The 25380-nt window shown below is 68.0% G+C and carries 23 protein-coding genes; 18 read left to right on the top strand and 5 right to left on the bottom strand.

Translation table 11 applies throughout. The features are described 5' to 3' along the window. Positions 1–2: 2 nt before the first annotated feature. Positions 3–227: a hypothetical protein gene (locus BFE01S_RS44360; protein WP_156967046.1), complete on the bottom strand. Its 225-nt coding sequence runs from the start codon at positions 225–227 to the stop codon at positions 3–5. Between BFE01S_RS44360 and yajC the strand changes: the two genes are divergently transcribed. From yajC to BFE01S_RS16950, 11 genes are all read left to right on the top strand, one after another. Beyond that, positions 217–546, top strand: a complete 330-nt coding sequence (yajC, locus tag BFE01S_RS17000) for a preprotein translocase subunit YajC (RefSeq protein ID WP_028226550.1) — start codon at positions 217–219, stop codon at positions 544–546. The two genes, BFE01S_RS44360 and yajC, sit on opposite strands and share 11 nt — an antisense overlap. A 116-nt stretch (positions 547–662) precedes the next feature. Beyond that, complete coding sequence (gene secD / locus BFE01S_RS16995; protein ID WP_028226549.1) at positions 663–2717, top strand: protein translocase subunit SecD; 2055 nt, start codon at positions 663–665, stop codon at positions 2715–2717. Positions 2718–2732: 15 nt separating this feature from the next. Next, the gene (secF, locus tag BFE01S_RS16990) at positions 2733–3683 is read left to right on the top strand and encodes a protein translocase subunit SecF (RefSeq protein WP_028226548.1); all 951 of its coding nucleotides are present in this window, start codon (positions 2733–2735) and stop codon (positions 3681–3683) included. A gap of 220 nt (positions 3684–3903) precedes the next feature. Then, a complete protein-coding gene (locus BFE01S_RS39000; RefSeq protein WP_042337848.1) occupies positions 3904–4713 on the top strand; it encodes a paraquat-inducible protein A in 810 nt (269 codons plus the stop codon). A gap of 10 nt (positions 4714–4723) precedes the next feature. Further along, positions 4724–5386, top strand: a complete 663-nt coding sequence (locus BFE01S_RS16980) for a paraquat-inducible protein A (protein ID WP_028226547.1) — start codon at positions 4724–4726, stop codon at positions 5384–5386. Further along, positions 5379–7016: a PqiB family protein gene (locus BFE01S_RS16975; RefSeq protein WP_028226546.1), complete on the top strand. Its 1638-nt coding sequence runs from the start codon at positions 5379–5381 to the stop codon at positions 7014–7016. The genes BFE01S_RS16980 and BFE01S_RS16975 overlap by 8 nt, the downstream gene beginning before the upstream one ends. Beyond that, positions 7013–7735 (top strand): PqiC family protein, encoded by a 723-nt coding sequence (locus tag BFE01S_RS38995; protein ID WP_042337846.1) that lies wholly within the window; start codon positions 7013–7015, stop codon positions 7733–7735. The genes BFE01S_RS16975 and BFE01S_RS38995 overlap by 4 nt, the downstream gene beginning before the upstream one ends. Positions 7736–7789: 54 nt before the next feature. After that, entirely contained in the window at positions 7790–9997 is a 2208-nt protein-coding gene (locus tag BFE01S_RS16965) for a site-specific recombinase (protein WP_028226545.1), read from the top strand. A 123-nt stretch (positions 9998–10120) separates the two neighbouring features. Continuing rightward, a complete protein-coding gene (locus BFE01S_RS16960; protein WP_028226544.1) occupies positions 10121–11443 on the top strand; it encodes a THUMP domain-containing class I SAM-dependent RNA methyltransferase in 1323 nt (440 codons plus the stop codon). Positions 11444–11711: 268 nt separating this feature from the next. Further along, positions 11712–12101, top strand: a complete 390-nt coding sequence (locus tag BFE01S_RS16955) for a VOC family protein (RefSeq protein ID WP_042337845.1) — start codon at positions 11712–11714, stop codon at positions 12099–12101. 177 nt (positions 12102–12278) lie between these two features. Then, entirely contained in the window at positions 12279–12965 is a 687-nt protein-coding gene (locus BFE01S_RS16950; protein WP_028226542.1) for a helix-turn-helix transcriptional regulator, read from the top strand. Positions 12966–13046: 81 nt separating this feature from the next. Here BFE01S_RS16950 and BFE01S_RS16945 read toward each other — a convergent pair whose 3' ends face one another. From BFE01S_RS16945 to BFE01S_RS16935, 3 genes are read right to left on the bottom strand one after another with little or no spacing between them, the layout of a single operon-like run. Next, the gene (locus BFE01S_RS16945) at positions 13047–14501 is read right to left on the bottom strand and encodes an NAD(P)(+) transhydrogenase (Re/Si-specific) subunit beta (RefSeq protein ID WP_028226541.1); all 1455 of its coding nucleotides are present in this window, start codon (positions 14499–14501) and stop codon (positions 13047–13049) included. Next, positions 14498–14821 carry an NAD(P) transhydrogenase subunit alpha gene (locus BFE01S_RS16940; RefSeq protein WP_028226540.1) on the bottom strand — a complete coding sequence of 108 codons (324 nt, stop codon included), beginning with the start codon at positions 14819–14821 and terminating at the stop codon, positions 14498–14500. The genes BFE01S_RS16945 and BFE01S_RS16940 overlap by 4 nt, the downstream gene beginning before the upstream one ends. 19 nt (positions 14822–14840) lie before the next feature. Further along, positions 14841–15992, bottom strand: coding sequence for a Re/Si-specific NAD(P)(+) transhydrogenase subunit alpha (locus BFE01S_RS16935; RefSeq protein WP_028226539.1), 1152 nt, complete (start codon positions 15990–15992; stop codon positions 14841–14843). Positions 15993–16290: 298 nt separating this feature from the next. On the opposite strand from BFE01S_RS16935, the gene BFE01S_RS38990 reads away from it, so the two are divergent. From BFE01S_RS38990 to BFE01S_RS16920, 3 genes are all read left to right on the top strand, one after another. Then, entirely contained in the window at positions 16291–16836 is a 546-nt protein-coding gene (locus BFE01S_RS38990) for an NUDIX hydrolase (RefSeq protein WP_042337844.1), read from the top strand. After that, positions 16833–18095: a tRNA 2-thiouridine(34) synthase MnmA gene (gene mnmA, locus BFE01S_RS16925; protein ID WP_028226538.1), complete on the top strand. Its 1263-nt coding sequence runs from the start codon at positions 16833–16835 to the stop codon at positions 18093–18095. Before BFE01S_RS38990 ends, mnmA begins: the two co-directional genes overlap by 4 nt. A gap of 300 nt (positions 18096–18395) precedes the next feature. Further along, a complete protein-coding gene (locus tag BFE01S_RS16920) occupies positions 18396–20003 on the top strand; it encodes an FMN-binding glutamate synthase family protein (RefSeq protein ID WP_028226537.1) in 1608 nt (535 codons plus the stop codon). Positions 20004–20150: 147 nt separating this feature from the next. Here the strand turns inward: BFE01S_RS16920 and BFE01S_RS16915 are convergent, their stop codons facing one another. Continuing rightward, positions 20151–20762, bottom strand: a complete 612-nt coding sequence (locus BFE01S_RS16915) for a glutathione S-transferase C-terminal domain-containing protein (protein WP_028226536.1) — start codon at positions 20760–20762, stop codon at positions 20151–20153. A gap of 170 nt (positions 20763–20932) precedes the next feature. On the opposite strand from BFE01S_RS16915, the gene BFE01S_RS16910 reads away from it, so the two are divergent. The 4 genes from BFE01S_RS16910 (at position 20933) to BFE01S_RS16895 (ending at position 25348) form a co-directional block, all read left to right on the top strand. Continuing rightward, complete coding sequence (locus BFE01S_RS16910; RefSeq protein WP_407668219.1) at positions 20933–22492, top strand: aminopeptidase P N-terminal domain-containing protein; 1560 nt, start codon at positions 20933–20935, stop codon at positions 22490–22492. Next, a complete protein-coding gene (locus tag BFE01S_RS16905) occupies positions 22489–23775 on the top strand; it encodes a UbiH/UbiF/VisC/COQ6 family ubiquinone biosynthesis hydroxylase (RefSeq protein WP_028226534.1) in 1287 nt (428 codons plus the stop codon). The genes BFE01S_RS16910 and BFE01S_RS16905 overlap by 4 nt, the downstream gene beginning before the upstream one ends. A gap of 272 nt (positions 23776–24047) precedes the next feature. After that, complete coding sequence (gene dusB, locus BFE01S_RS16900; RefSeq protein ID WP_028226533.1) at positions 24048–25118, top strand: tRNA dihydrouridine synthase DusB; 1071 nt, start codon at positions 24048–24050, stop codon at positions 25116–25118. Then, positions 25115–25348 (top strand): Fis family transcriptional regulator, encoded by a 234-nt coding sequence (locus tag BFE01S_RS16895; protein WP_028226532.1) that lies wholly within the window; start codon positions 25115–25117, stop codon positions 25346–25348. The genes dusB and BFE01S_RS16895 overlap by 4 nt, the downstream gene beginning before the upstream one ends. The last annotated feature ends 32 nt before the right edge of the window (positions 25349–25380 follow it).

Genomic DNA, 25380 nt, shown 5'->3' with positions numbered 1-25380 from the left:
ACTTACAATTTGCCTTCGATGACGGCGGCACGAGTACTGTCGGATGCGGCCGCAACCGCCCCGACGAACCCTTCGAGATCGAGCGCCGAACCTGGCAGCGCTACATTAAGAGCTTGATCGGAAAGCATATTTTGTGTCGCCGTCCCGACTGGCGCCGGTGGTAGAATAACCGGCTCGATTTTTGATCGTACCGATCGTATAAACGGAGAGACCAACGTGTCGTTCATTTCCAGTGCCTTCGCACAAGGTTCCGCAGCAGGCAGCGCAGAATCCAGCCTGATGCAATTTCTGCCGCTGATCCTGATGTTCGCAGTGCTGTACTTCATCATGATCCGTCCGCAGATGAAGCGTCAGAAGGAACACCGCAACATGCTCTCGGCCATGGCCAAGGGCGACGAAGTCATCACCAGCGGCGGCATCGTCGGCAAGATCACGAAGGTCGGCGAAGCGTATGTCGGCGTCGAAATCTCGGACGGCACCGAAATCACCGTGCAGAAGTCGTCGGTTTCGACGATCCTGCCGAAGGGCACGATCAAGTCGCTGTAAGCCCTCGCGAGCGCACCGAGAGGGCCGCCGCCAGCACCGGGCGGCCTCGCGCGCAGGGCTCCCGCTCCGCGCGCCCGTATCGAGAAGGCCATTCCCCTCCCCCGTTGGGCCAACCAATGAACCGTTATCCCCTCTGGAAATATGTCGTGATGGTCGTGGCGCTCGCCATCGGCCTCGTGTACACATTGCCCAATTTCTTCGGCGAAGCGCCCGCGGTCCAGGTGTTGAGCGGCAAGGCCACTGTCAGGCTCGACAGCGACACGCTCGCGCAGGTCGAAGCCGCGCTCGCCGCGAACAACATCAAGGCCGACGACGTCACGTTCGATAACTCGCAGATGAACGCGAACATCCGCGTGCGCGTTGCCGACGAAGACACCCAGCTGCGCCTGAAAGACGCGCTCACCAAAGCGCTCAATCCCGACCCGAGCGACCCCGCCTACGTGGTCGCGCTGAACCTGCAGAGCGCCTCGCCGAACTGGCTGACGGCCCTGCACGCGCTGCCGATGTACCTCGGTCTCGACCTGCGCGGCGGCGTGCACTTCCTGCTCCAGGTGGACATGAACGGCGCGCTCGACAAGAAGCTCGACTCCGACGCTTCGGACGCCCGCACGCTCCTGCGCGACAAGACCATCCGCGACGGCGGCGTGAACCGCGTCGATCAGTCGGTCGTGATCAATTTCGCCGATCCGGCGGTGGCCGCCGACGCGCAGAAGGCGCTCGCCACCGGCGTGAGCGAGCTCCAGTGGTCCACGCAGAATGCGCCCGAAGGCGGCGTGCAGCTCGTGGGCACCTTCACGCCGGCCGTGAAGAAGGCGGTTCAGGAAGCGGCGCTCAAGCAGAACATCCAGACGCTGCATAACCGCGTGAACGAACTGGGCGTGTCCGAGCCCGTGATCCAGCAGCAAGGCGACGACCGCATCGTGGTCGAACTGCCGGGCGTGCAGGACACGGCGAAGGCGAAGGACATCATCGGCCGCACGGCAACGCTCGAAGCGCGTCTTGCCGACCCGCTCGGCCTGCATCCGGACCCCGGCGCGCCGGTGCCGCCGGGCGACGAGCTCTTCACCCAGGGCAACCAGGCCCCGGTGTGGCTCAAGAAGCAGGTGATCTTCACGGGCGACCGCATTATCGACGCCTCGGCGGGCTTCGACGAGCATAACCGCCCGTCGGTCAACATCCGCCTCGATTCGGCGGGCGGCCGCTCGGTGCGCAGCGTCTCGCGCGACAACATCGGCAAGCCGATGGCGATGGTGCTGTTCGAGAAGGGCAAGGGCGAAGTGCTGACGGTGGCGACGATCCAGTCGGAACTGGGCGACCGCTTCCAGATCACCGGCCAGCCCACGCCGCAAGCCGCCGCCGACCTCGCGCTGCTGCTGCGCGCGGGCTCGCTCGCGGCCCCGATGGACATCATCGAGGAACGCACGGTCGGACCGAGCCTCGGCGCGGAGAACATCAAGAAGGGCTTCGACTCGGTGATCTACGGCTTTGCCGCCATCGCCGTGTTCATGATCGCCTACTACATGCTGTTCGGCCTGATCTCGATGATCGGCCTGTCCGTGAACCTGCTGCTGCTCATCGCGGTGCTCTCGATGCTGCAGGCCACGCTCACGCTGCCCGGCATCGCGGCGATTGCGCTCGCGCTCGGTATGGCGATCGACGCGAACGTGCTGATCAACGAGCGCGTGCGCGAAGAACTGCGCCACGGCGCGCCGCCGCAACTGGCGATCCAGAACGGCTATGCGCACGCCTGGGCCACGATTCTCGACTCGAACGTGACCACGCTCATCGCCGGCCTCGCGCTGCTCGCGTTCGGCTCGGGCCCGGTGCGCGGCTTCGCGATCGTGCACTGCATCGGCATTCTCACCTCGATGTTCTCGGCCGTGTTCTTCTCGCGCGGCCTCGTGAACCTCTGGTACGGCGGCAAGAAGAAGCTCAAGTCGCTGGCGGTGGGCCAGGTGTGGCGTCCGGAGCCGGAACTCGCGGGCGCGGGCGGCACGGCCGCGCTCGAAAACGACGACGCCCGCACCGACACGGGCCGCGCCCTCGCCGGCAATGCCGCGAAGCCGCGCGAAAAGGCTCAGGCCGCGGCGCAAAACGCCAAGGGTGCGGCGCGCGCGAAGCCTGTCGTGCGCCGCAGAAACGGTCCCGGCAACCCGGGTTCGTCCCGCTGATACGGAGTCAAGATCATGGAATTTTTCCGCATCCGCAAGGACATCCCGTTCATGAAGCGCGCGTTGATCTTCAACGCGATCTCGTTCATAACCTTCATCGCGGCGGTGTTCTTCCTCGTGCACCGCGGCCTGCACCTGTCGATCGAGTTCACGGGCGGCACGGTGATCGAAGTGCAGTATCCGCATGCGCTCGACCTCCAGCCGGTGCGCGACTCGCTCGGCAAGATCGGCTACGGCGACGCCCAGGTGCAGAACTTCGGCACCTCGCGCGACGTGCTGATCCGCCTGCCGATCAAGCAGGGCCTGAGCTCCGCGCAGCAGAGCGACCAGGTCATGGCCACGCTCAAGCAAGACAACCCGCAGGTGCAGTTGCAGCGCGTGGAGTTCGTCGGCCCGCAGGTGGGCAAGGAACTCGCCACCGACGGCCTGCTCGCGCTCGCGTGCGTGGTGGCGGGCATCGTCATCTACCTGTCGTTCCGCTTCGAGTGGAAGTACGCCGTGGCCGGCGTGATCGCCAACCTGCACGACGTGGTGATCATTCTCGGCTTCTTCGCGTTCTTCCAGTGGGAGTTCTCGCTCTCCGTGCTCGCGGCGGTGCTCGCGGTGCTCGGCTATTCGGTGAACGAATCGGTCGTGATCTTCGACCGGATCCGCGAAACCTTCCGGCGCGAGCGCAAGATGACCGTGACGGAAGTGATCAACCACGCCATCACCAGCACGATGTCGCGAACCATCATTACCCACGGCTGTACGGAAATGATGGTGCTCTCGATGTTCTTCCTCGGCGGCCCGACCCTGCACTACTTCGCGCTTGCGCTGACGGTGGGTATCCTGTTCGGCATCTACTCGTCGGTGTTCGTCGCGGCGGCGCTGGCCATGTGGCTCGGCGTGAAGCGCGAGGACCTCATGAAAGAGAAGAAGGACAAGTACGATCCGAACGATCCGAACGCCGGGGCGCAGGTTTAAGCGCGCCCTCGCCTGCTTCGGAACGCTTCGGGAAGCAGTACGCAAAGCCGGTTCTCGCGAACCGGCTTTTTTTGTGCCCGCTCGAAGGCAGGCGCCGGCCGCCGCCATTCGTCGCGCCCGGGCCGGCCTTTGGTAACATGGCGCACGGCCGCTGCGAACCCAGGTCGCAGGCGGCGGCGTTGCCCGTTCCCGTTCACGTCGTTTTGCGTCATCTGCCCGCATGGCCCAGGACCCACTGATCGCGTGTCACGAATGCGACGCGCTCTACCGCAAGCCCCAGTTGCTCGGCCGGCAAACCGCCCGCTGCTCGCGCTGCGGCGCGACCCTGTACAGCAGCGGGTCGGCGCAGATCGACCGCATCTGCGCGATGACCGTCGCCGCCCTCATCACCTTCATCATCGCCCAGTCGTTCCCGATCATCGAGCTGGATGCAAACGGCATCACCTCGGAGTCGAGCCTGTTCGGCGCGCTCGTGATCCTGTGGGGCGAGAACATGGAGATCGTCGCCGTCATGGTGTTCTGCGCGACGATCCTCTTTCCGCTCACCGAGCTCGTCGCCCTGCTTTACGTCCTGCTGCCGATCCGGCGCGGCGTCATCCCGCCGGGCTTCAACCAGGTGCTGCGCGCCATCGAGTTCGTCCGGCCTTGGGGCATGCTCGAAGTGTTCATGCTCGGCGTGCTCATCACCGTCGTGAAGATGGTGAGCCTCGCGCGCGTGATTCCCGAAACGGCGCTCTTCGCGTTCGGCGCGCTCACGCTCATGTTCACCGTGGTGCTGACGTTCGATTCCCGCACGCTCTGGGACATCGCCGACGCGCTGCGCGACCGCGAGGCCAGCCGGCGCGCGGGCACAGCGGGGACCACCGCGTCCGGCCGCAAGACATCCGATACGCCCGATGCATCCGATACGTCGGGTACGCCCGGCACCCCCGCCACGCCCGGCCCGCTCGGCGCCCCGGACATCCACGACCCCACCGCGCTCAGGCCGCCGCGCGGCAATCCGAAGCCCTCGGGTTCGTCCCCGCACTGAAGGCGCCCCCATGAAATACGTCACCGCAACCGAAGCCGGCCTCGTCTCGTGCCACGCCTGCGGGCACGTGCAGCCGCACGAGCGCGCGAACCCGCACCCGCGCTGCGGCCGCTGCCACGCCACGCTGCACGAGCGCCGCCCCGACAGCCTCACGCGCACGTGGGCGCTCCTCATCGCGGCGGCCCTCCTCTACATCCCGGCCAACCTGCTGCCCGTCATGCACACGGCCTCGCTCGTCGGCGACCAGGACGACACGATCATGAGCGGCATCGTGTACTTCTGGACCTCGGGTTCGTGGCCGCTCGCGATCATCGTGTTCATCGCGAGCATTCTCGTGCCGATGCTCAAGCTCATCGTCCTCGCGCTGCTCGCCTTCACGTCGGGCCGGCGCTCGACGTGGCGCCCCGTCGAGCGCACGAAGCTCTACCGGATCGTCGAATTCATCGGCCGCTGGTCGATGCTGGACATCTTCGTCGTGACGCTCACGGTGGCGCTGGTACGCTTCCAGTCGCTGGCCGTGATCACCGCGCGCCCGGGCGCCATCGCGTTCGGCTGCGTCGTGATCCTGACCATGATGGCGTCGATGCAGTTCGACCCGCGCCTCATCTGGGACCCCGTGGACGACGACAAACAGAACCCCACGCAGCACAATCAGGATCGCGCCCATGAATAACCCGAAAGGACCGACTCCGCCTTCCGCGGGCGGCCCGCTCCCGCCCGAGCTGCCCGAGCCGGAGATCGTCAGGCCGAAGCGCTGGCTGCCGTCGCTCGTCTGGATCGTGCCGCTCGTCGCGGCGCTGATCGGCATTGCGCTGGTGGTGAAGTCCGTGGTCGATCGCGGCCCCACGGTCACCATCAGCTTCGCGAACGCCGAGGGCCTCGAGCCGGGCAAGACCAAGGTGAAATACAAGGACGTCGATATCGGTTCGGTGCGCGCGATCAAGCTCTCGCCCAACCTCTCGCACGTGCTCGTCACCGTCGAGCTGACCAAGGACGCCGAAGCGTTTGCCGTGAAGGACAGCCGCTTCTGGGTGGTGCGCCCGCGCATAGGCGCAAGCGGCGTTTCGGGCCTCTCCACGCTGCTTTCCGGCTCCTATATCGGCGCCGACGCCGGCCGCTCGAAGGATTCGGCCACCGACTTCATCGGGCTCGAAGCGCCGCCCGCCGTCACGATCGACGAGAAGGGCCACCGCTACACCTTGCACAGCGACACGCTCGGCTCGCTCGACATCGGCACGCCGATCTTCTTCCGGCGCATCCAGGTGGGCCAGGTGACGGGCTACTCGCTCGACAAGGACGGCACCGGCGTGACCGTGCAGGTGTTCGTGAGCGCGCCGTACGACCAGTACGTGGGCACCAACACGCGCTGGTGGCACGCGAGCGGCGTGAACGTGCAGCTCGATTCGAGCGGCATCAAGGTCGATACCCAGTCGCTCGCCACCATCGTGGTAGGCGGCCTCGCGTTCCAGTCGCCCCCCGGCAAGCCGCTCGGCCCGCAGGCGCCCGAGAACGCCACCTTCAACCTCGCCGACAACGAAACCGACGCCATGCGCGAGCCGGACGGCGCGCCGGTGCGCGTGGTCATGTACTTCAACCAGTCGCTGCGCGGGCTGTCGGTGGGCGCGCCCGTGGACTTCCGCGGCATCGTGCTCGGTCAGGTCACGGACATCGGCATCGAGTACGACCCGAAGGAGCACAACTTCGCGATGCCCGTCACCGTGGACCTGTACCCGCTGCGCCTGTCGCGCCGCGCGCATGGCGAAGCGCCGGCGCCGTACACGCCGCAAAGCCGCGAGCTGCTGCGGCGCCTCGTGGACCGCGGGCTGCGCGGCCAGTTGCGCACGGGCAACCTGCTGACGGGCCAGCTCTACGTCGCGCTCGACATCTTCCCGAAGGCGCCTTCGGCCAAGGTGGATCTCGACCACGACCCGATCCAGCTGCCCACCATCCCGAACTCGCTGGAGGAACTGCAACTGCAGGTGGCCGACATCGCGAAGAAGCTCGACAAGATTCCGTTCGACCAGATCGGCACGAATCTGAACGATTCGCTGAAGAACGCCAACCAGCTCTTCACCCAGGTGAACGGCCAGTTGCTCCCGCAACTGCGCGGCACGCTCGACGAAGCGCAGAAGACCTTCGCCGCGGCGCAGTCCACGCTGCAGCAGGATTCGCCGCTGCAGTCGGACGTGCACGAGGCGATGCAGCAGCTTACCCGCACGCTGCAGTCGCTCAACTCGCTGTCCGACTATCTGGAACGCCACCCCGAGTCGCTGCTGCGCGGCAAATCAGGAGACAACCCATGACGTTCGACCGGCTCTTCACGCGGACTTCCGCTCTGGCAGCCGCTGCTGCGGCGGCGGCCGCGGCCGTGCTGGCCGGCTGCGCGTCGCCGCCCAGCCACTTCTACACGCTGAGCCCGGCCGACGACGCGGCGCGCGGCGCGCCCACCGTGGCGAGCGCGAACCCGGCCCTCCTGATCGAACTCGCGCCGATCGACGTGCCGCCGCAGGTGGCCAAGGCACAGTTCGTCGTGCAGACGGATGCGAGCCGCGTCGATGTGCTCGAGCAGCGGCGCTGGGCCTCGCTGCCCGGCGACGAGATCCGCCGCGCGCTCTCGGGCGACCTCACCCAGCAGCTCGGCACCATCGACGTGTATGGCTCGCCGCGGCCCGAGGGCGTGCCCGTGTACCGCGTGAGCGTGCGGGTTCAGCGCTTCGAGTCGTGGCCCGACTCGCATGCGCTCATCGATGCGGTCTGGAGCGTGCGTTCGCTCGCCTCGCAGCAGGTCATGACCTGCCGCAGCGTGCTCGACGAGAAGGTCGGCACCGGTTACGACGCGCTCGTCGAAGGACACCGGCACGCGGTCGAAGCGCTCTCGACGGCGATCGCAAGCGGCGTGCGTGCGCTCGCCGCGGCGCCGCAGCCCGTCATGACGCCGGGCAGCAAGACCGCCAGCCGTCCGAAGCCGATGCCTCCCGTCGCGTGCCCGGCGGCGGCGCCCGCCGAATCGGGCGCCGGCTGATTCCCGTGCCGGCCCGCCGCCCTTACAGGCCGGGCCGGCACCTCCGTTCTCCTTATGTTCCGTACCGTCAAGACCCTCTGGAAGAAATGGCGCGCCTCGCGCAGCGCCGGGCAGCAGCTCGACGCGCTGCTGGCCGTCGCCGATGCCGACGCCCCCTATGCCGAGCGCAGCGACTGGCTGATCGAACTCGCGCACTGGATTCACCGCGGCGGCAAGCTGGACGCCGCGCCTCCCGCCTCCGCCTCCGCTGGCTCCTCCTCCGGCCCGACCGCCGAGGCGCCGCGCCGCGGGCCGCCGGAACACGCGCGCGTGCGCTATCTGCTGCATGTGCTCGACCGCAATCCGGCCTGGAAGGCCAACGTCGGCGCGATGGTGCGCAAGCTGGTGCGCGAGGCCGACAGCATCTCGCTCCTCTGCGACGCGGGCATGCCCGTCCATTCGGGTCTCCTCGGCGCGCTCTCCGAGCGCATCCAGGCGCAGTTGATTCCGCCCGCGCCGAGCCGCCGCGACCTCGCGGCGCTCTTTACGCTGATGTTTCCGGCCGCCCACGACCCCGAATGGATCGCGACGCTGCCGCCGGACCTGCTGGGCCGCCTGAAGGACCTGATCGTCGAACCGGAGCGGCAAACCCTGGCCGGGGCGCCCGCCAGCGGCGAGACGCCTCCCGCCGCGGATGGCGAAGCCGAACCCGGCGCGCCGGTTGCCGCCGAACCCGGCCGCAGCGACCTTTCCGTGGATCTGCTGACGGCGCTGCACAACCTCACCTGCCAGATCAGCTCCACGGGCCTTTCGCCGACGGTGCGCAGCCGCCTGTCGGGCGACGAAGCCCGCGTGGCCGTCGAGCGCCTGCCGTTCTTCCGCCTCACGCGCGCGATGCTGGCCGTGGAGAACGCCCGCGACGCGGGCGAGCCCGACCGGCTGCTGCAGGAGGTGACGTGGCTGCGCCTGCTGCTGGACGGCTGCCGCAAAGCCACCGACGACGTGTTCGCCCACCTCTACCGCAACGGCGTGCGCGTCGATACGGTGTTCCAGGTGGAGCGCATGCGCATGCGGATCCAGCGCGCGGAGCAACTGCTCGACGCCTGGATGGCCAGCGACGACCTGAGCATGCAGGCGCGCCTCGTCGCGGATCTCGTGAAGGCGAACCAGGCGAGCCAGAGCGTGCTGCACCTCGTGCGCAGCAACTTCGCGCTGCTCTCGCGCAAGGTGGTCGAACTGTCCGCCGACACCGGCGAGCACTACATCGCCCGCGACCGCGCCGAATACCTGACCATGCTGCGCATGGCCGCCGGCGGCGGGCTCGTGACGGCGGTCACGGTATACGTGAAGTTCGGCGTCACGGGCGCACATCTCCCGTCGATGATCGAGGGCGTGTTCGCGGGGCTGAACTACGCGGTGAGCTTCCTCGTCATGCACTTCTGCCACCTCTCGCTCGCCACCAAGCAGCCCGCGATGACGGCGCCCACCCTTGCCCGCGAACTCGACGGCGCCAACGAGCCGGCCGGGCGGGCGCGCTTCGTCTCGTCGGTGGTGGCGCTCATCCGCACCCAGGCGGCGGCCGTGCTCGGCAACGTGCTGCTCGTGTTTCCCGCCTGCCTCGCGATCCAGCTCGTGTGCGGCTGGCTCTTTCACGTCAACCTGATCTCGCCCGCCAAGGCGCACGCCACGCTCCAGTCGTTCTCGCTCGCCGGGCCGACGCCGCTCTACGCGGCGCTCACGGGCGTGCTGCTGTGGGCGTCGAGCCTCTTCGCCGGCTGGGCCGACAACTGGTTCGTCCTGCATCGCGTGGAAGACGCCCTCGCCTGGAACCGGCGTCTGCGCATGACGCTCGGGCCGGCGGGCGCCGCGCGCCTCGCCCGCTTCTGCCGCGCCAACGCGGCGGGCGTCTGGGGCAACGTCGTGCTCGGGCTGATGCTCGGCGTCGTGCCGGCGCTGGTCTCGGCCATCTCGTTTCACTTCGAGGTGCGGCACGTGACCCTTTCGGCAGGATCGATCGGCGTGGCGATGGGGGTGCTCGGCACGTCCACGCTCGGCTCCGGCGAGCTCTGGTGGGCCGTGGCGGGCGTGGCGAGCATGGCGATCCTCAACGTGACGGTGAGCTTCGCGCTCGCCCTGCAGATGGCGCTGCGCTCGCGCGACCTCGGCCGCAAGGACGTCCGCCCGCTCATGCGCGCGATCTGGCGGCGCATTTCGCGGCATCCCGTGGATCTCGTGTGGCCGCGCCGCAAGGCCGCCAACGCCAACGAGGCGGCCCCGCACTGACACCGGCCGGGCGCCGGCGGGCACGGCGCGGGCGCCCCTCGCGCCCTGCACGCAGCATCCCGCGCGGGCCGGGGCCGCAACCCGCGTACAATAGCGCCTTCCCCGCAGCGTCCCTCCTCCCTCATGTCTTTCGAATTTTTTGCCCCCTGCCCGCGCGGCCTCGAAGCCGCGCTCGCCGCCGAACTGGCCGAAATCGCCTCGCGGCGCCTGCCGCCCGGCGCACTCGCGGTCGGCGCCGAGGTGCCCGGCGGCGTGCATCTGCGCGGCAACTGGGCCGGCGGCATGGCCGCGAACCTGCACTCGCGCATCGCGAGCCGCGTGCTCCTGAAAATCGCCCAGGGCCCATACCGCAGCGAGCAGGACATCTACACGCTCGCCGCGGGCCAGCGCTGGGAGCAGTGGTTCACGGCCAACGAAACGCTGCGCGTCGATATCACGGCGATCAAGTCGCCGCTGCGCAGCCTCGAATTCGCGACGCTGCGCGTGAAGGACGGCATCTGCGACCGCATGCGCTCGAAAGCCGGCGCGCGCCCGAGCATCGACACCGCGTATCCCGACGTGCGCGTCTTCGCGTTCCTCACGGCCGGCGACTGCACGCTCTATCTCGACACGTCCGGCGAGCCGCTCTTCAAGCGCGGCTGGCGCCTCGACAAGGGCGCGGCGCCGCTGCGCGAGAACCTTGCGGCCGGCATCCTGCGCATCACCGGCTGGACGCCCGGCACGCCGCTCTACGACCCGATGTGCGGCAGCGGCACGTTCCTCGCCGAAGCGGCCCAGGTAGCGCTCGACATCGCGCCGGGGCTCGACCGCAGCTTCGGCTTCGAGCGCCTGAAGCAATTCGATTCGGCGGCATGGCGCCACCTGAAGAGCGAGGCGAACACGGCGCGCAACACGGCGCAAAGCCGCTCGCATCACGACCTGCTGATTTTCGGCAGCGACATTTCCGACGTGATGCTCGAAAAGGCGCGCGCCAACTTCAAGCGCGCGGGGCTCGGCAACGTGCCGCTCAAGCAGCTCGACGCGCGCAACATGACGCCGCCCGCCGACGCGCCGGGCATCCTCGTGGCCAACCCGCCGTATGGCGAGCGGATCGAGGTGCGCGGCCGCAACGCGCGCGGCGAGGCGCGCCCGACGGCCCGCGAGTTGCGCGGCGAGGACAACGGCGACGAAGGCTTTCGCCGCGCGCAGACGCAGGACGATGCGCCGGACAGCGAGTTCTTCCAGGCGCTCGGCGACGCGCTCAAGCAGCGCTTCACGGGCTGGCGCGCGTTCGTGCTGACTTCGGACCGCAAGCTGCCGGGCCAGTTGCGCCTGCGCGAATCGGCGAAGACGCCGCTCTACAACGGCGCGCTCGAATGCCGTTTGTTCCGCTTCGACCTGATCGCGGGCAGCGTGCGCCAGCGCCCCGCCAATGGCGGCAGCACGCCGGCGAACGAGAACGCCTGAGCCCACTGACGTAATAGTCCGCGTGCCCGCTCGCCACGAGCGGGCAGCGAACGAAGCACGGCGTGCGCGGCGCACGTACCGGCGCCGTGCCGCGCTTCGTCGGCGCGGCTGTTTTCTCCTCCCGCCTCTTCCCCGCTCCTCCAGACTGCTGCTGGCCATCTGGCCCTGCTGACAGTACGTTGTCAGCAGCCCCCCGGCACACTCCTTCTACGCCATCTGGCGATCCCGCTGTTTCCACCGTCAGCAGTCCGCATTCGAGGAGCGCATCATGTCGTCCGAAGTGTCCCGTGTCATCTCGTGGTTCGAAATCCCCGCGCACGATCTGGAGCGCGCCGCCAGCTTCTATGAAGCGGCGCTCGACACGTCGCTGCAGCGCGACGTGGTCGGCGGGGTGCCCATGGCCCTCTTCGCGCATACCGAAGCCGATACCGGCGGCTGCATCGTCTTCAATCCGCAGGACTCGAAGCCCGATCCGAAAGGCGTGCTCGTGTACCTGAACGCACAGCCTTCGGTGACGGCCGTGCTCGATCGGGTGGTGAAGGCCGGTGGCAAGAAGCAGGGCCCTGCGGTGGAGCTGCCGAACAACTATGGCTATATCGGCTTCTTCATCGACACCGAGGGCAATCGCGTCGGGCTGCATGCGTCCAAGCTCGTTTGATGTCGCATCGATGCAGCCCTGAGGTTTCCATGATGCCAGCCTGAAACGCGCGGGGGCGTGACGTTCGAGTACGCCCGCCACCCGTGCGCCTGCGTCAGCGCAAGCGGCGCTATCATCGCGGCAGCGGCCGCTCCACGGCCCCGTCCGCTCCTTCGCCGACTCCACACGCCAGCGCCCATGTCCCGTCGCGCAGACCGTCTCTTTCGCATTGCCGAGTTGTTGCGCGGCCGCCGTCTCACCACCGCACAGCAGCTTGCCGAATGGCTCGAGGTCTCGCCGCGCACCGTCTACCGGGACGTGCGGGATCTGCAACTCTCGGGCGTGCCGATCGAGGGCGAGGCGGGCATCGGCTACCGCCTCGCACGCAGCGCGAGCCTGCCGCCGCTCGCCTTCACCGCCGACGAACTTACGGCCCTCGCAGTCGGCGCGCGCATGGCCGAATCGTGGGGCGGCGCCGCGCTGGCCGGCGGCGCGCGCAGCGCGCTCGCCAAGATCGCGGCCACCATGCCGGCCGACAAGCGCGTGGTGCTCGAACGCCTCGCCGTATTCGTGCCGTCGTTTCACGTCGACCGGGCGTTTTCGGAAAAAGTGGACGCGCTGCACCGGGCCGTCGATACGCGCCTCGTCGTGCACTTCGCCTATTGCGACCGGCTCGGCGCGCACACGCGGCGGCGCGTGTGGCCGCTCGGCCTCGTGTACTGGGGCGCGCGCTGGACCGTGGGCGCATGGTGCGAACTGCGCGAGGACTTCCGCAATTTCGACATCGCGCGCATGGGCGAGGTCGAAGTGCTGGAGCCGTTCCCCGACGTCAGCGGGCGCCGGCTCGCCGACTACATGCGGCGCGTGAAAACGCCTTCGCGCTAGGGCCGGTTCAGGCATCAAAAGAAAAAGCGCGCATCGCTGCGCGCTTTTCCCTTCCCTGCCCGCAACGGACAAGATCGGCAATCACTCCACCGATTTCACCATGTCCTCGATCACCTTCTTCGCATCGCCGAACACCATCATGGTCTTGTCCATGTAGAACAGTTCGTTGTCGAGCCCGGCATAGCCCGCCGCCATCGAGCGCTTGTTCACGATCACCGTGCGCGCCTTGTACGCCTCGATGATCGGCATGCCCGCAATCGGCGACTTCGGGTCGTTCTTCGCCGCCGGGTTCACCACGTCGTTCGCGCCCAGCACCAGCACCACGTCGGTCTGGCCGAACTCGTTGTTGATGTCCTCCATCTCGAACACCATGTCGTAGGGCACCTCGGCTTCCGCGAGCAGCACGTTCATGTGGCCCGGCATGCGGCCCGCCACGGGGTGAATGGCGTAGCGCACGTCCACGCCCTTCTCCACGAGTTTATCGGTGAGTTCCTTGAGCGCATGCTGCGCGCGCGCGACGGCAAGACCATAGCCCGGCACGATCACGACGCTCTCCGCATTGCCGAGCATGAACGCGGCATCGTCGGCCGAGCCCGACTTCACCGGCCGCTGCTCCTTCGCGCCGCCCGCCGCCGCTTCGCCCACCTCGCCGCCGAAGCCGCCCAGCAGCACGTTGAAGAACGAGCGGTTCATCGCGTGGCACATGATGTACGAGAGGATCGCCCCCGAAGACCCCACCAGCGAACCGGCGATGATCAGCATCGCGTTGTTCAGCGAGAAGCCGATACCGGCCGCCGCCCACCCCGAGTACGAATTCAGCATCGACACCACGACGGGCATGTCCGCCCCGCCGATCGGAATGATGATGAGCACGCCCAGCGCGAACGCGATCAGCGTCATGACGATGAAGGGCAGCCACGACTGCGTGAGGAAGAACAGAATCCCGAAGCCGACCATGCCGAGCGCGAGCATCAGGTTGATGAGGTGCTGCCCCGCGTAGACCACCGGCGCGCCCTGGAACAGGCGGAACCGGTACTTGCCCGAGAGCTTGCCGAACGCGATCACCGAGCCGCTGAAGGTAATCGCCCCGACGAACGTGCCGATGAAGAGCTCGATGCGGTTGCCGTACGGCAGGAAGCCCGGATAGGGGGCGTCCTCGGCCACGAGCCCGAACGCGGCCGGCTCGGACACCACCGCATAGGCGATGCACACCGCCGCGAGACCGATCAGCGAGTGCATGGCGGCGACGAGTTCGGGCATCTTCGTCATCTCGACGCGCCCGGCCACGTAGGCCCCCAGCCCCCCGCCGACCACCAGCGCCCCGAGCAGCAGCCCGAGGCCGAGCCCGAGGTTCGAGCCGAATTGCGCGGACTCCTTCACGATCAGCGCAAGCGTGGTGAGGATCGCGATGGCCATGCCGGTCATGCCGAACACGTTGCCGGCGCGCGCGCTCTTCGGGTTCGAAAGCCCCTTGAGCGCCTGGATGAAGCAGACCGACGCCACCAGGTAGAGCAGCGTAACGACGTTCATGCTCATCGTGCGCCCTCCTTGCCGGCGAGCTTCTTCGGTTCCTTCTTGCGGAACATCTCGAGCATGCGCCTTGTCACGAGAAAGCCCCCGAACACGTTGACGGCCGCAAGCAGCACGGCCAGCGTGCCGAAGAACTTGCCCGCGCCGCCCACGGTCAGCCCCGTGGCCAGCATGGCGCCCACGATCACGATTGCCGAGATCGCATTGGTCACGGCCATGAGCGGCGTATGCAGCGCGGGCGTGACGTTCCAGACCACGTGATAGCCCACGTACACGGCCAGCACGAAGATGATCAGGTTGATGACGGTGTGGTTGATGACTTCCATGTCTTCGTTCTCCTCCTCGTCATGCCTTCTTCGTCACGGCGCCGTCACGGGCCAGCAGCGTGGCCGCGACGATGTCGTCCGCAAGGTCGATGTTGAGCGTGCCTTCCTTCGTGACGATCAGCTTCAGGAAGTCCAGCAGGTTGCGCGCGTAGAGCGCGGAAGCATCGGCGGCGACCATCGAAGCGAGGTTCGTGTAGCCGCAGATGCGCACGCCGTGCTGCGTGACCACCTCGTCCGCGACGGTCAGCGGGCAGTTGCCGCCGCGCCGGCCGCTCGCCTGATCGGCAATGGGGCCGCGTCCTGCCGCGAGATCGATCACCACCGAGCCCGGTTTCATCGCCTGCACGGTGTCGGCCGGCAGCAGCGTGGGCGCGTCGCGTCCCGGAATCAGCGCCGTGGAGATCACGATGTCGGCCTGCTTCGCGCGTTCGTGGACCAAAGCCGACTGGCGCGCGAGCCACGACGGCGGCATGGGCCGCGCATAGCCGCCCACGCCCTGCGCGGCCTCGCGCTCCTCGTCGGTCTCGAAAGGCACGTCGAGGAATTTCCCGCCCAGCGACTCGATCTGCTCCTTCACGGCCGGCCGCACGTCGGAGGCCTCGATCACGGCGCCGAGGCGCCGCGCCGTGGCGATCGCCTGCAGGCCCGCCACGCCCGCGCCGAGGATCAGCACGCGCGCCGCTTTCACGGTGCCCGCGGCCGTCATCAGCATGGGCATGAAGCGCGGATAGAGGTTCGCCGCCACCAGCACCGCCTTGTAGCCGGCGATGTTGGCCTGCGACGACAGCACGTCGAGACTCTGCGCGCGCGTGGTGCGCGGCGCGGCTTCGAGCGCGAAGGCAGTCACGCCCGCCTCGGCGAGCTTCGCGGCGTTTTCAGCATTAAAGGGATCGAGCATGCCCACGAGCACGGCGCCGCGCTTCATGAACGGCAGTTCGCTGACCGAAGGAGACTGGACCTTGAGCACGAGGTCGGCGCCGAAAGCGGCGGCCGCGTCGGCGATCTGGGCGCCGACGGCGCTGTACGCCTCGTCGGGAAAGCTCGCTCCCGTGCCCGCCCCGCTCTGGAGCGTCACGGTGTGGCCCTGCGCGACGTATTTCTTGACTGTCTCCGGCGTCGCGGCCACGCGGCTTTCGTTCGCCCGCGTTTCTGCGGGTACTCCGATATGCATCGTTGAATCCTCCTCGACCTTCCAGCGCTTTAAAGATTCGGGGGGCCGGCGAGGTACGCCGGCAAGTATTCTTGTTTAGTGCAACGGCATAAGGACGCACCACTTTAACCGAAAGCCGGGGGCGGATCGACCCCGCGAAAAGCCGGGCTTGCGCGCTGCGGCAGGCACGGGAACGGGCGCCCGGCCTGACCGGCCGTCCGGTAGGGCAACCCTTGCCGGCTGGGCCTGTGCAGGGTGCCCGCGCGCCGGCCACGCCGCCGTCAGCATTGCGGGGCGTGTCCCGGTAAAATGGTGGACCATGAACGAGGACACCTGGGCCCCGCACGTCACCGTGGCGGCGATCATCGAGCGCGACGGGCAATTCCTGCTCGTCGAAGAGCACACGCCGGCCGGCCTGCGCCTGAACCAGCCCGCCGGCCATCTCGAGGCCGGCGAAACGCTCACCGAGGCCGTGGTGCGCGAAACACTCGAAGAGAGCGCTTACGCCTTCACGCCCGAAGCGCTGGTGGGCGTGTACATGACGCACTTCGGCAAGCCGGGCGAAAGCGGCGCGACCTACCTGCGCTTCACGTATTGCGGCCGCGCGGCCGATACACCGGAAGACCGCGCGCTCGATCCCGATATCGTCCGCACGGTGTGGATGAGCGCGGAGGAGTTGCGCGCGGCGCCGCAGCGGCACCGCACGCCGCTCGTGATGAAGTGCATCGACGATTACCTCGCGGGGGTGCGCGTGCCGGTCGAATTCGTGCACGTGCACGCGGTCGGGCCGAAAGCGGCATCCAGGGCGGAAGCCCCAGGCAAAACCCAAGGCGAGTCCTCAAGGTTGAAGGCAGCAGAGCAATGAGCAAACGTAAAGTGGTGGTAGGCATGTCGGGCGGCGTCGATTCGTCGGTCACCGCATGGCTGCTCAAGGAGCAGGGATTCGACGTGGTCGGTCTCTTCATGAAGAACTGGGAAGACGACGACGACAGCGAATACTGCTCGACGCGCGAAGACTGGATCGACGTGGTGTCGGTGGCGGACCTGATCGGCATCGACGTCGAGGCGGTGAACTTCGCCGCCGAGTACAAGGACCGCGTGTTCGCGGAGTTCCTGCGCGAGTACTCGGCCGGCCGCACGCCGAACCCCGACGTGCTGTGCAACGCCGAAATCAAGTTCAAGGCGTTCCTCGACCACGCGATGTCGCTGGGCGCGCAAACCATCGCCACGGGCCACTATGCGCGCGTGCGCCAGAACCCCGAACGCGACGGTCGTTTCGAACTGCTGAAGGCCCTCGACCACACGAAAGATCAGTCGTACTTCCTGCATCGCCTGAACCAGGCGCAGCTTTCGAAGACGATGTTCCCGCTCGGCGAAATCCCCAAGACGAAGGTGCGCGAGATTGCCGAAAAGATCGGACTGCCGAACGCGAAGAAGAAGGATTCGACAGGCATCTGCTTCATCGGCGAACGGCCCTTCCGCGACTTCCTGAACCGCTACCTGCCCACCCAGCCGGGACCGATGATGACGCCCGAGGGCAAGGTGGTGGGCGAGCATATCGGCCTCGCGTTCTACACGTTCGGCCAGAGAAAGGGCATTGGCCTCGGCGGCAGCAAGGACGGCAGCGGCGAACCGTGGTTCGTCGCGGGCAAGGACATGGCCTCGAACACGCTTTACGTCGTGCAGGGCCACGATCATCCGTGGCTGCTCGCGCACGACCTGCGCGCGGGCAACGTGAGCTGGGTGGCGGGCGAACCGCCGGCCGAGGGCCACGCGTGCGGCGCGAAAACGCGCTACCGGCAAGCCGATGCGCGCTGCGTGTTCGGTGTGGCCGGCTCAGGTGTGGCCGGCTCAGGTGCGGCCGGCCTGGGTGCCGCGAACGAATTCGGCGACGGACAGTTCGCCCTGCACTTCCCCGATGCGCAGTGGGCCGTGACGCCCGGCCAGTCGGCGGTGCTCTACGACGGCGACGTGTGCCTGGGCGGCGGGATCATCGAAGCCGTGCAGACGCTCGAAGCGCATGTGCCGGCCGTGCCGCCGCCCGCGCCGGTGCGCGCAAAGCGCACGAAGCGCGCTGCCGGTAAAAAGCCCGCGCTGCAAGGCAGCCCGGCAAGCGAGGCGTAAGCCCCCCCTGCGCTGGGTCGCCGGGCACCGGCCATGGCGCGCCGGCTCCGGCCCCGCGCCGCCCCCAGCGCCTGGTACGCGCGACGCACTTCTTCTGCCGGCTTCCCGGCCAGTTTCACAAACTTGCGGCATCATTTGCGCCATCCGCGCCGCCGGGCGGCGCGGCGGCAGCGCGTGACGCCCGCCCGAACGGGTCAAACAACGGGTAAAACGCGCGCGTACGATCCAGAACCGCAACCATGCTGCACGAGACCGGAGCCAGCGCCGAGGCGCCCAATCCGGCCGACACAGGAGTCCCCCATGTTTTCCCGACGTTATCTGGCGATGTGGATTGCCGTGCTGCTGACGGCCGTCTGCGTCGCCGCCGCGGCGCTGCATCATCTCTCGTGGCTGTGCGCCATCGTGCCCGCGCTCTTCGTCCTGCTCGGCCTCTACGACATGACGCAGGAGCGCCACGCCATCCTGCGCAACTATCCGATCTGGGGTCATCTGCGGTTCTTCTTCGAGTTCGTGCGGCCCGAAATCCGCCAGTACTTCGTCGAGGACGACACCGACGAAAAGCCGTTCTCGCTCACGCAGCGCAGCCTCGTGTACCAGCGCGCGAAGAACGCCGTCGATAGCCGCCCGTACGGCACCGAACTCGACGTGAAAGCGGTCGGCCACGAGTGGATCAGCCACTCGCTCGCGCCCACGAAGATCGCCGGCTGCGACTTCCGCGTGCTGGTGGGCGCGAACCGCGCGCAGCCCTACTCGATGTCGATCTTCAACGTCTCGGCCATGAGCTTCGGCGCGCTCTCCGCGAACGCGATCCGTGCGCTCAACCTGGGCGCGAAGAAAGGCGGCTTCGCGCACGACACGGGCGAAGGCTCGCTTTCGAAGTATCACCGCGAGAACGGCGGCGACATCATCTGGGAAATCGCCTCGGGCTACTTCGGCTGCCGCAACGACGACGGCACCTTCAGCGCCGCGAAGTTCCAGCGCCTCGCGAACGAACCCCAGGTGAAGATGATCGAGGTGAAGCTTTCGCAGGGCGCGAAGCCCGGCCACGGCGGCATGCTGCTGGCCGCCAAGGTCACGCCTGAGATTGCCGAAACGCGCGGCATTCCGATCGGCCAGGACTGCGTCTCGCCGGCCCGCCATTCGGAGTTCTCCACGCCGCGCGGGCTGCTCGAATTCGTCGATCGCCTGCGCACGCTCTCGGGCGGCAAGCCCACCGGCTTCAAGCTGTGCATCGGGCATCCGTGGGAATTCTTCGGCATTGCCAAGGCCATGCTCGAAACCGGCATCCTGCCGGACTTCATCGTGGTGGACGGCGCCGAGGGCGGCACGGGCGCGGCCCCGCTCGAATTCACCGATCACATCGGCACGCCGCTGCAGGAGGGCCTGCTGCTCGTGCACAACACGCTCGTGGGCATCGGGCTGCGCGACAAGATCAGGATTGGCGCGAGCGGCAAGATCATCACGGCGTTCGATATCGCGAAGACGCTCGCCATCGGCGCGGACTGGGTGAATTCGGCGCGCGGCTTCATGTTCGCCGTGGGCTGCATCCAGGCGCAGAAGTGCCATTCGGACCGCTGCCCGACCGGCGTCGCGACCCAGGACCCGGTGCGCCAGCGCGCGCTGAACGTGCCCGACAAGGGCGAGCGCGTGTTCAACTTCCATCGCAACACGCTGCACGCGCTGCAGGAAATCCTCCAGGCCGCGGGTCTCGCGGGTCCGCAGGATCTGCGCGCGCATCACATCGTGCGGCGCATTTCCTCGTACGAGGTGAAGCTGATGTCCGACCTGCTCAAGTACCTGAAGCCGGGCGACCTGCTCGAGGGCCGCTATCGCTACCAGTTGTACGAGAAGTGGTGGCCGGTCGCGCGCAGCGACTCGTTCGCGCCGGAGGCGGAAAAGATCGTCTGATCGCACCGCAAGCCGGGTGGGAAAAGCAGAACGGCGGCCGTGGCCGCCGTTTTGCTTTCAGCGCGCCTGACGGATGACCGCCGGGTATTCCCCGAGTATCCGCAGGTATCCGCCAGTCATCCGCGAGGTGCCCGAACGACCGGATGGTCAGCCCTGCGGGAAAGTATCCAAGAAGGACGGCCGCTGCGAGAGCTTCTCGAAGTGGCGCGCGAGATTCGGATGCGGATCGCGCCAGTTCAGCTCCGGCGAGCGGAAGTCGAGGTAGCCGAGCGCACAGCCCATCGCGATATCGGCGAGCGTGTAGCGGTTGCCCGCGCACCAGGGGTTGCCCGCGAGACCCTTGGCCATCGCGTTCAGGCCTTCGTCGACCTTGCGCCGCTGGCGCGCGATCCACGCGTCGCTGCGCTGCTCGGGCGTGCGCAGCGTGCTTTCGAGGCGGATCGCCACGAGCGCGTCGAGAATGCCGTCGGCGAGCGCCTCCCAGCAACGCACTTCCACGCGCTCGCGCCCCGAAGGCGGAATCAGCTTGCCCACCGGCGAGAGCGTGTCCACGTATTCGCAGATCACGCGCGAGTCGAACACCGCCTCGCCGTCCTCCATCACGAGGCACGGCACCTTGCCGATCGGGTTGTAGTCGTGGATCGCCGTGTCGTCGGACCACACGTTTTCGAGCACCAGCTTGTAGTCGATTTTCTTTTCGGCGAGCATGATCCGCGCCTTGCGGACATACGGGCTGCCGAGCGAACCGATAAGTTTCATCGCACCTGCCTTTTCTGTAATCCGGCCGAAGTATACGTTGGATTGACACGGTTCCGACGCCGCACCCGCCGCCCAACGCCATTCAGGAGAGGAGAAACGCGGCCCGATGTGGGCTGGATGCAACATCGGCAACGGTTGCGCCCGCATGCCGGGGAGAGAACCCCGCATCGGTGCAACCCGGCGGTCAGCCGGCAATGCGAGGTCTCTGCCCCGGCGCCGCGCGACCCGTGAGGCGCCGTAAGCGGAGAGTCGAGCGAGGGAGCCGGACACGGCGCTACAATCGCACGATGGACACGACCCTCACGCCCGCCCCGCACGCCCCCCATCCCACCGCCGACGCGCCGCATGGCCCCGATGGCGGCGCCGCGCTCTACCGCGCACGCCGAGAACGCGTGCTCGCCGCGTTGCGCGAGCGAGGCGGCGGCGTGGCGCTCGTGCCCACGGCACCCGAGGCGCTGCGCAACCGCGACGCCGATTACCCCTACCGGCACGACAGCTACTTCTACTACCTGACCGGCTTCACGGAGCCGGAAGCGCTGCTCGTGCTCGATGCCAGCGCGAACGACAACCAGCCCGCCTCGATCCTCTTCTGCCGCGCGAAGAACGTGGAGCGCGAAACGTGGGAAGGCTTTCGCTTCGGCCCGGACGGCGCGCGCGAAGCATTCGGCATGGACGCCGCCTACCCGTGGGACGAACGCGATGCGCGCGTGCCGCAGATCATCGCCAACCGGCCCGCGCTGCACTATGCGCTGGCCGCGTCGGAGCGCTTCGACAACCAGGTGAGAGGCTGGATCGACGCGGTGCGCGCCCAGGGGCGCAGCGGCGTGACGGCGCCCGCCACCGTCAGCGACCTGCTGCCGCTGCTCGACGACATGCGCCTCATCAAGGACGCCCACGAACTCGACACGATGCGCCGCGCGGCGAAGATCTCGGCCATCGCGCACCGCCGCGCCATGGCCGCGTGCCACCCGGGCATCCACGAATACGAGCTCGAAGCCGAGCTGCTCTACACGTTCCGCAAGCACGGCGCGCAAGGCCCGGCTTACGGTTCGATCGTTGCCGCGGGCGCGAACGCGTGCGTGCTGCACTACCCCGCCGGCAACGCCGTGGCGCGCGAAGGCGACCTGATCCTGATCGACGCCGCGTGCGAGCTGAACGGCTATGCCTCGGACATCACGCGCACCTTCCCGGCCAGCGGCCGCTTCACCGCGGCACAGCGCGAGCTTTACGACATCGTGCTCGCGGCGCAGCAGGCGGCCATCGACGCCACGCGTGCGGGCGTGAACTTCGAGGCGCCGCACGACGCCGCCGTGCGCGTGCTCGCGCAGGGCCTGCTGGACACCGGCATCCTGAACCGCCAGCAGTTCGCCAGCGTGGACGAGGTGATCGAGCAACGCGCCTACGCGCGTTTCTACATGCATCGCACAGGCCACTGGCTCGGCATGGACGTGCACGATGCGGGCGACTACCGCGAGCGCGGCACGCAGCACAATGCGAGCGCAGGCGACGCGCCGCCGTGGCGCATCTTGCGCCCGGGCATGACGCTCACGATCGAGCCGGGCCTGTACGTGCGCGCCGCCGAAGACGTGCCCGAGCGCTACTGGGACATCGGCATCCGCATCGAGGACAACGCCATCGTGACGGAGACCGGCTGCGAGCTGATCACGCGCGACGTGCCCGTCGAGGCCGCCGAAATCGAAAAGCTGATGCAGGACGCGCGCAAGTCATGAACGCAGCAGCCGATACGCCCGAGGCCCCGGCCCCGGCCCCGGCCGCGCCGTTCGATTACGACATCGCAATCGTCGGCGCCGGGCCGGTGGGCATGGCGCTCGCCGGCTGGCTCACGCGCCGCAGCGCGACCTCCACGCTATCGGTCGCGCTGATCGACGCGCGCGAGCCCGAGGACAGCGCCGGCGACCCGCGCGCCATCGCCGTCTCGCAAGGCAGCCGCACGCTGCTCGAAGCGCTGGCGTGGCCGCACGACGCCACCGCCATCGAACGCATTCACGTTTCGCAGCGCGGCCACTTCGGCCGCACGCTGATCGACCGCCACGACTACGATCTGCCCGCGCTCGGCTACGTCGCGCGCTACGGCGCGATCGTGCAGTCGCTCGCGCAGGCCGTGCGCGGCACGCCCGTCCACTGGCTGCATCGCACCGAGGCGCTCGACCCCGTGGTCGAAGACGATGGCGTGACGCTGCCCGTCATCACCGCGGGCATCGAGCGCCGCTTGCGCACGCGCATTCTCGTCAATGCCGAAGGCGGCCTCTACCGGCCCCGCTCGGACCGCGCCGCGCACGGCGACCCCGATGCGGGCGCCCACGCCGCACGAGAAGCGGCCGCAGAGGAAAACGGCGAAACCCGGCGCACGCGCGACTACGGCCAGACGGCGCTGGTGGGCGTGGTGACGGTGTCGGCTCCGCAGCCGCACGTCGCCTGGGAGCGCTTCACGCGCGAAGGTCCGATCGCGCTCCTGCCGATGGGCGGCGTGTGCGGCGCCGATTACGCGCTCGTCTGGTGCAGTTCGCCCGACCAGGCCGAACGGCGCGCGCAACTCTCCGATAGCGCATTCCTCGCAGAACTCGACGCCGCATTCGGCTCGCGCATGGGCCGTTTCACCCAGGTTCACGGCCGCGCCGCGTTCCCGCTCGGCCTTTCGGCGCTCGATACGCTCGTGAGCGGCCACGGCCGCATCGCCGCGGTGGGCAACGCGGCGCAGACGCTGCATCCGGTGGCGGGCCAAGGGCTGAATCTGGGGCTGCGCGACGCGCACGCGCTCGCCGACGCCTTCGCGCAACACGGCGCCTCGCCGCTCGCGCTCGCCGATTTCGCGCGCCGGCGCGCATTCGACCGACGCATGACGATTGGCGCCACGGACACGCTCGCACGCCTGTTCACCGTCGATTTCGCGCCGCTCGCGACGCTGCGCGGGCTCGCGCTCACCGCGCTCGAATTCGCGCCGCCCGTCAAGACAGCGCTTGCCCGGCAGATGATGTTCGGCCAGCGGACCTGACGCTACGGACTCAGCCGGCGTCTTCGGTACGCCGGCCGTATCGTGGGGTCGAATCGCTTTTAAGAAAGCGTCGCGCGCCGCCACCGAAGTGGTGTCCGAAGCGGCAAAAAGCAGCCTTGCGCGACAACGTTGCACCCTGCGCAGCGCGACCGCCCATGCCGTTAACGCTAAAATACGCGTTTCCCCTTTTCCGGCCGCAACCGTGCCTGCACGTTTCCGGGCGTCTTCGACGCCGGCGCGAAACAGGCGCGGCGGCTTCTGCTCACCGCGTCATGCTCACCATCGGCCGTCACACCCTGCGCAACAACCTGTTCGTCGCCCCCATGGCGGGCGTGACGGACCGGCCGTTCCGCCAGTTGTGCAAACGCCTTGGCGCGGGCTACGCGGTCTCGGAGATGGTCGCGTCGAACGCGCAGCTCTGGAAGAGCGAGAAGACCATGCGCCGCGCGAATCACGCGGGCGAGGTCGAGCCCATTGCCGTGCAGATCGCCGGCGCCGATCCGGCGATGATGGCCGAAGCCGCGCGCTACAACGTGGCCAACGGCGCGCAGATCATCGACATCAACATGGGCTGCCCCGCCAAGAAGGTCTGCAACGTCGCGGCGGGCTCGGCGCTGCTGCAGAACGAGCCGCTCGTCGCGCGCATCGTGAAGGCCGTGGTCGATGCCGTGGGCGTGGGCCCGGACGCGGTGCCCGTCACGCTCAAGATCCGCACCGGCTGGGACCGCCAGCACCGCAATGCGCTGACGGTCGCGCGCATCGCCGAGGACAGCGGCATCGCCATGCTGACCGTGCACGGCCGCACGCGCGCGGACCTCTATCACGGCGAAGCGGAGTACGAAACGATTGCCGCGGTGAAGGCCGCCGCGCGCATTCCGGTAGTCGCCAACGGCGATGTCACCACGCCGCAGAAGGCGCGCGCGGTGCTCGCCGCGACCGGCGCCGACGCGATCATGATCGGCCGCGCCGCGCAGGGGCGGCCGTGGCTCTTTCGGGAGATCGAACATTTCATCGCCACGGGCGAGCTGCTGCCGCCGCCGCGCGTGGACGAAATCCAGTCGATCATGAACGAGCACCTTGAAGACCATTACGCGTTTTATGGCGAATTTACGGGCGTCCGTACTGCGCGCAAGCATATCGGCTGGTACACTCGCGGCCTTTGCGGCGCCAATGCGTTCCGGCATCGCATGAATACGCTGGACACCACGCGCGAACAGCTCCTCGCCGTCAACGCGTTCTTCGACGAACAGAAGACGCGTTCCGAGCGCCTCGTCTATGAGGACGAAACGCTCGATACCCCCGAAAGCGGCGAAGGCGAAACAAACGATCGACTGGCAGCATGAGCAAGCACAACATCGAACAATGCGTCCGCGAGAGCCTCGGCATGTATTTCCAGGATCTCGACGGCTCCAATCCGCACGACGTTTATGAAATGGTGATTTCGATCGTCGAAAAACCGATGCTCGAGGTGGTGCTCGAGCAGGCCGGCGGCAACCAGTCGCTGGCCGCCGAGTATCTCGGCATCAACCGCAACACGCTGCGCAAGAAGCTCCAGCAGCACGGCCTGCTGTAACGGCCGGCTTCGGGCCTCTGGCGCGGCATCCT

This window comes from Paraburkholderia ferrariae NBRC 106233, from assembly GCF_000685035.1.
GTDB classification, from domain to species: domain Bacteria; phylum Pseudomonadota; class Gammaproteobacteria; order Burkholderiales; family Burkholderiaceae; genus Paraburkholderia; species Paraburkholderia ferrariae.
Note: the sequence above shows the minus strand (reverse complement) of the source record. Positions and strands in the feature narration are given on the sequence as shown.

Bases quoted from the DNA above. Each gene is read 5' to 3' on its own strand.
- BFE01S_RS16915 (WP_028226536.1), bottom strand. From the start codon at position 20,762: ATGAAACTTATCGGTTCGCTCGGCAGCCCGTATGTCCGCAAGGCGCGG.
- BFE01S_RS16980 (WP_028226547.1), top strand. From the start codon at position 4,724: ATGAAATACGTCACCGCAACCGAAGCCGGCCTCGTCTCGTGCCACGCC.
- BFE01S_RS16965 (WP_028226545.1), top strand. From the start codon at position 7,790: ATGTTCCGTACCGTCAAGACCCTCTGGAAGAAATGGCGCGCCTCGCGC.
- BFE01S_RS39000 (WP_042337848.1), top strand. From the start codon at position 3,904: ATGGCCCAGGACCCACTGATCGCGTGTCACGAATGCGACGCGCTCTAC.
- BFE01S_RS16950 (WP_028226542.1), top strand. From the start codon at position 12,279: ATGTCCCGTCGCGCAGACCGTCTCTTTCGCATTGCCGAGTTGTTGCGC.
- secD (WP_028226549.1), top strand. From the start codon at position 663: ATGAACCGTTATCCCCTCTGGAAATATGTCGTGATGGTCGTGGCGCTC.
- BFE01S_RS38995 (WP_042337846.1), top strand. From the start codon at position 7,013: ATGACGTTCGACCGGCTCTTCACGCGGACTTCCGCTCTGGCAGCCGCT.
- BFE01S_RS38990 (WP_042337844.1), top strand. From the start codon at position 16,291: ATGAACGAGGACACCTGGGCCCCGCACGTCACCGTGGCGGCGATCATC.
- BFE01S_RS16940 (WP_028226540.1), bottom strand. From the start codon at position 14,821: ATGGAAGTCATCAACCACACCGTCATCAACCTGATCATCTTCGTGCTG.
- mnmA (WP_028226538.1), top strand. From the start codon at position 16,833: ATGAGCAAACGTAAAGTGGTGGTAGGCATGTCGGGCGGCGTCGATTCG.
- BFE01S_RS16960 (WP_028226544.1), top strand. From the start codon at position 10,121: ATGTCTTTCGAATTTTTTGCCCCCTGCCCGCGCGGCCTCGAAGCCGCG.
- BFE01S_RS16955 (WP_042337845.1), top strand. From the start codon at position 11,712: ATGTCGTCCGAAGTGTCCCGTGTCATCTCGTGGTTCGAAATCCCCGCG.
- secF (WP_028226548.1), top strand. From the start codon at position 2,733: ATGGAATTTTTCCGCATCCGCAAGGACATCCCGTTCATGAAGCGCGCG.
- BFE01S_RS16975 (WP_028226546.1), top strand. From the start codon at position 5,379: ATGAATAACCCGAAAGGACCGACTCCGCCTTCCGCGGGCGGCCCGCTC.
- BFE01S_RS16895 (WP_028226532.1), top strand. From the start codon at position 25,115: ATGAGCAAGCACAACATCGAACAATGCGTCCGCGAGAGCCTCGGCATG.
- BFE01S_RS16945 (WP_028226541.1), bottom strand. From the start codon at position 14,501: ATGAGCATGAACGTCGTTACGCTGCTCTACCTGGTGGCGTCGGTCTGC.
- BFE01S_RS44360 (WP_156967046.1), bottom strand. From the start codon at position 227: ATGAACGACACGTTGGTCTCTCCGTTTATACGATCGGTACGATCAAAA.
- dusB (WP_028226533.1), top strand. From the start codon at position 24,048: ATGCTCACCATCGGCCGTCACACCCTGCGCAACAACCTGTTCGTCGCC.
- BFE01S_RS16905 (WP_028226534.1), top strand. From the start codon at position 22,489: ATGAACGCAGCAGCCGATACGCCCGAGGCCCCGGCCCCGGCCCCGGCC.
- BFE01S_RS16920 (WP_028226537.1), top strand. From the start codon at position 18,396: ATGTTTTCCCGACGTTATCTGGCGATGTGGATTGCCGTGCTGCTGACG.
- BFE01S_RS16935 (WP_028226539.1), bottom strand. From the start codon at position 15,992: ATGCATATCGGAGTACCCGCAGAAACGCGGGCGAACGAAAGCCGCGTG.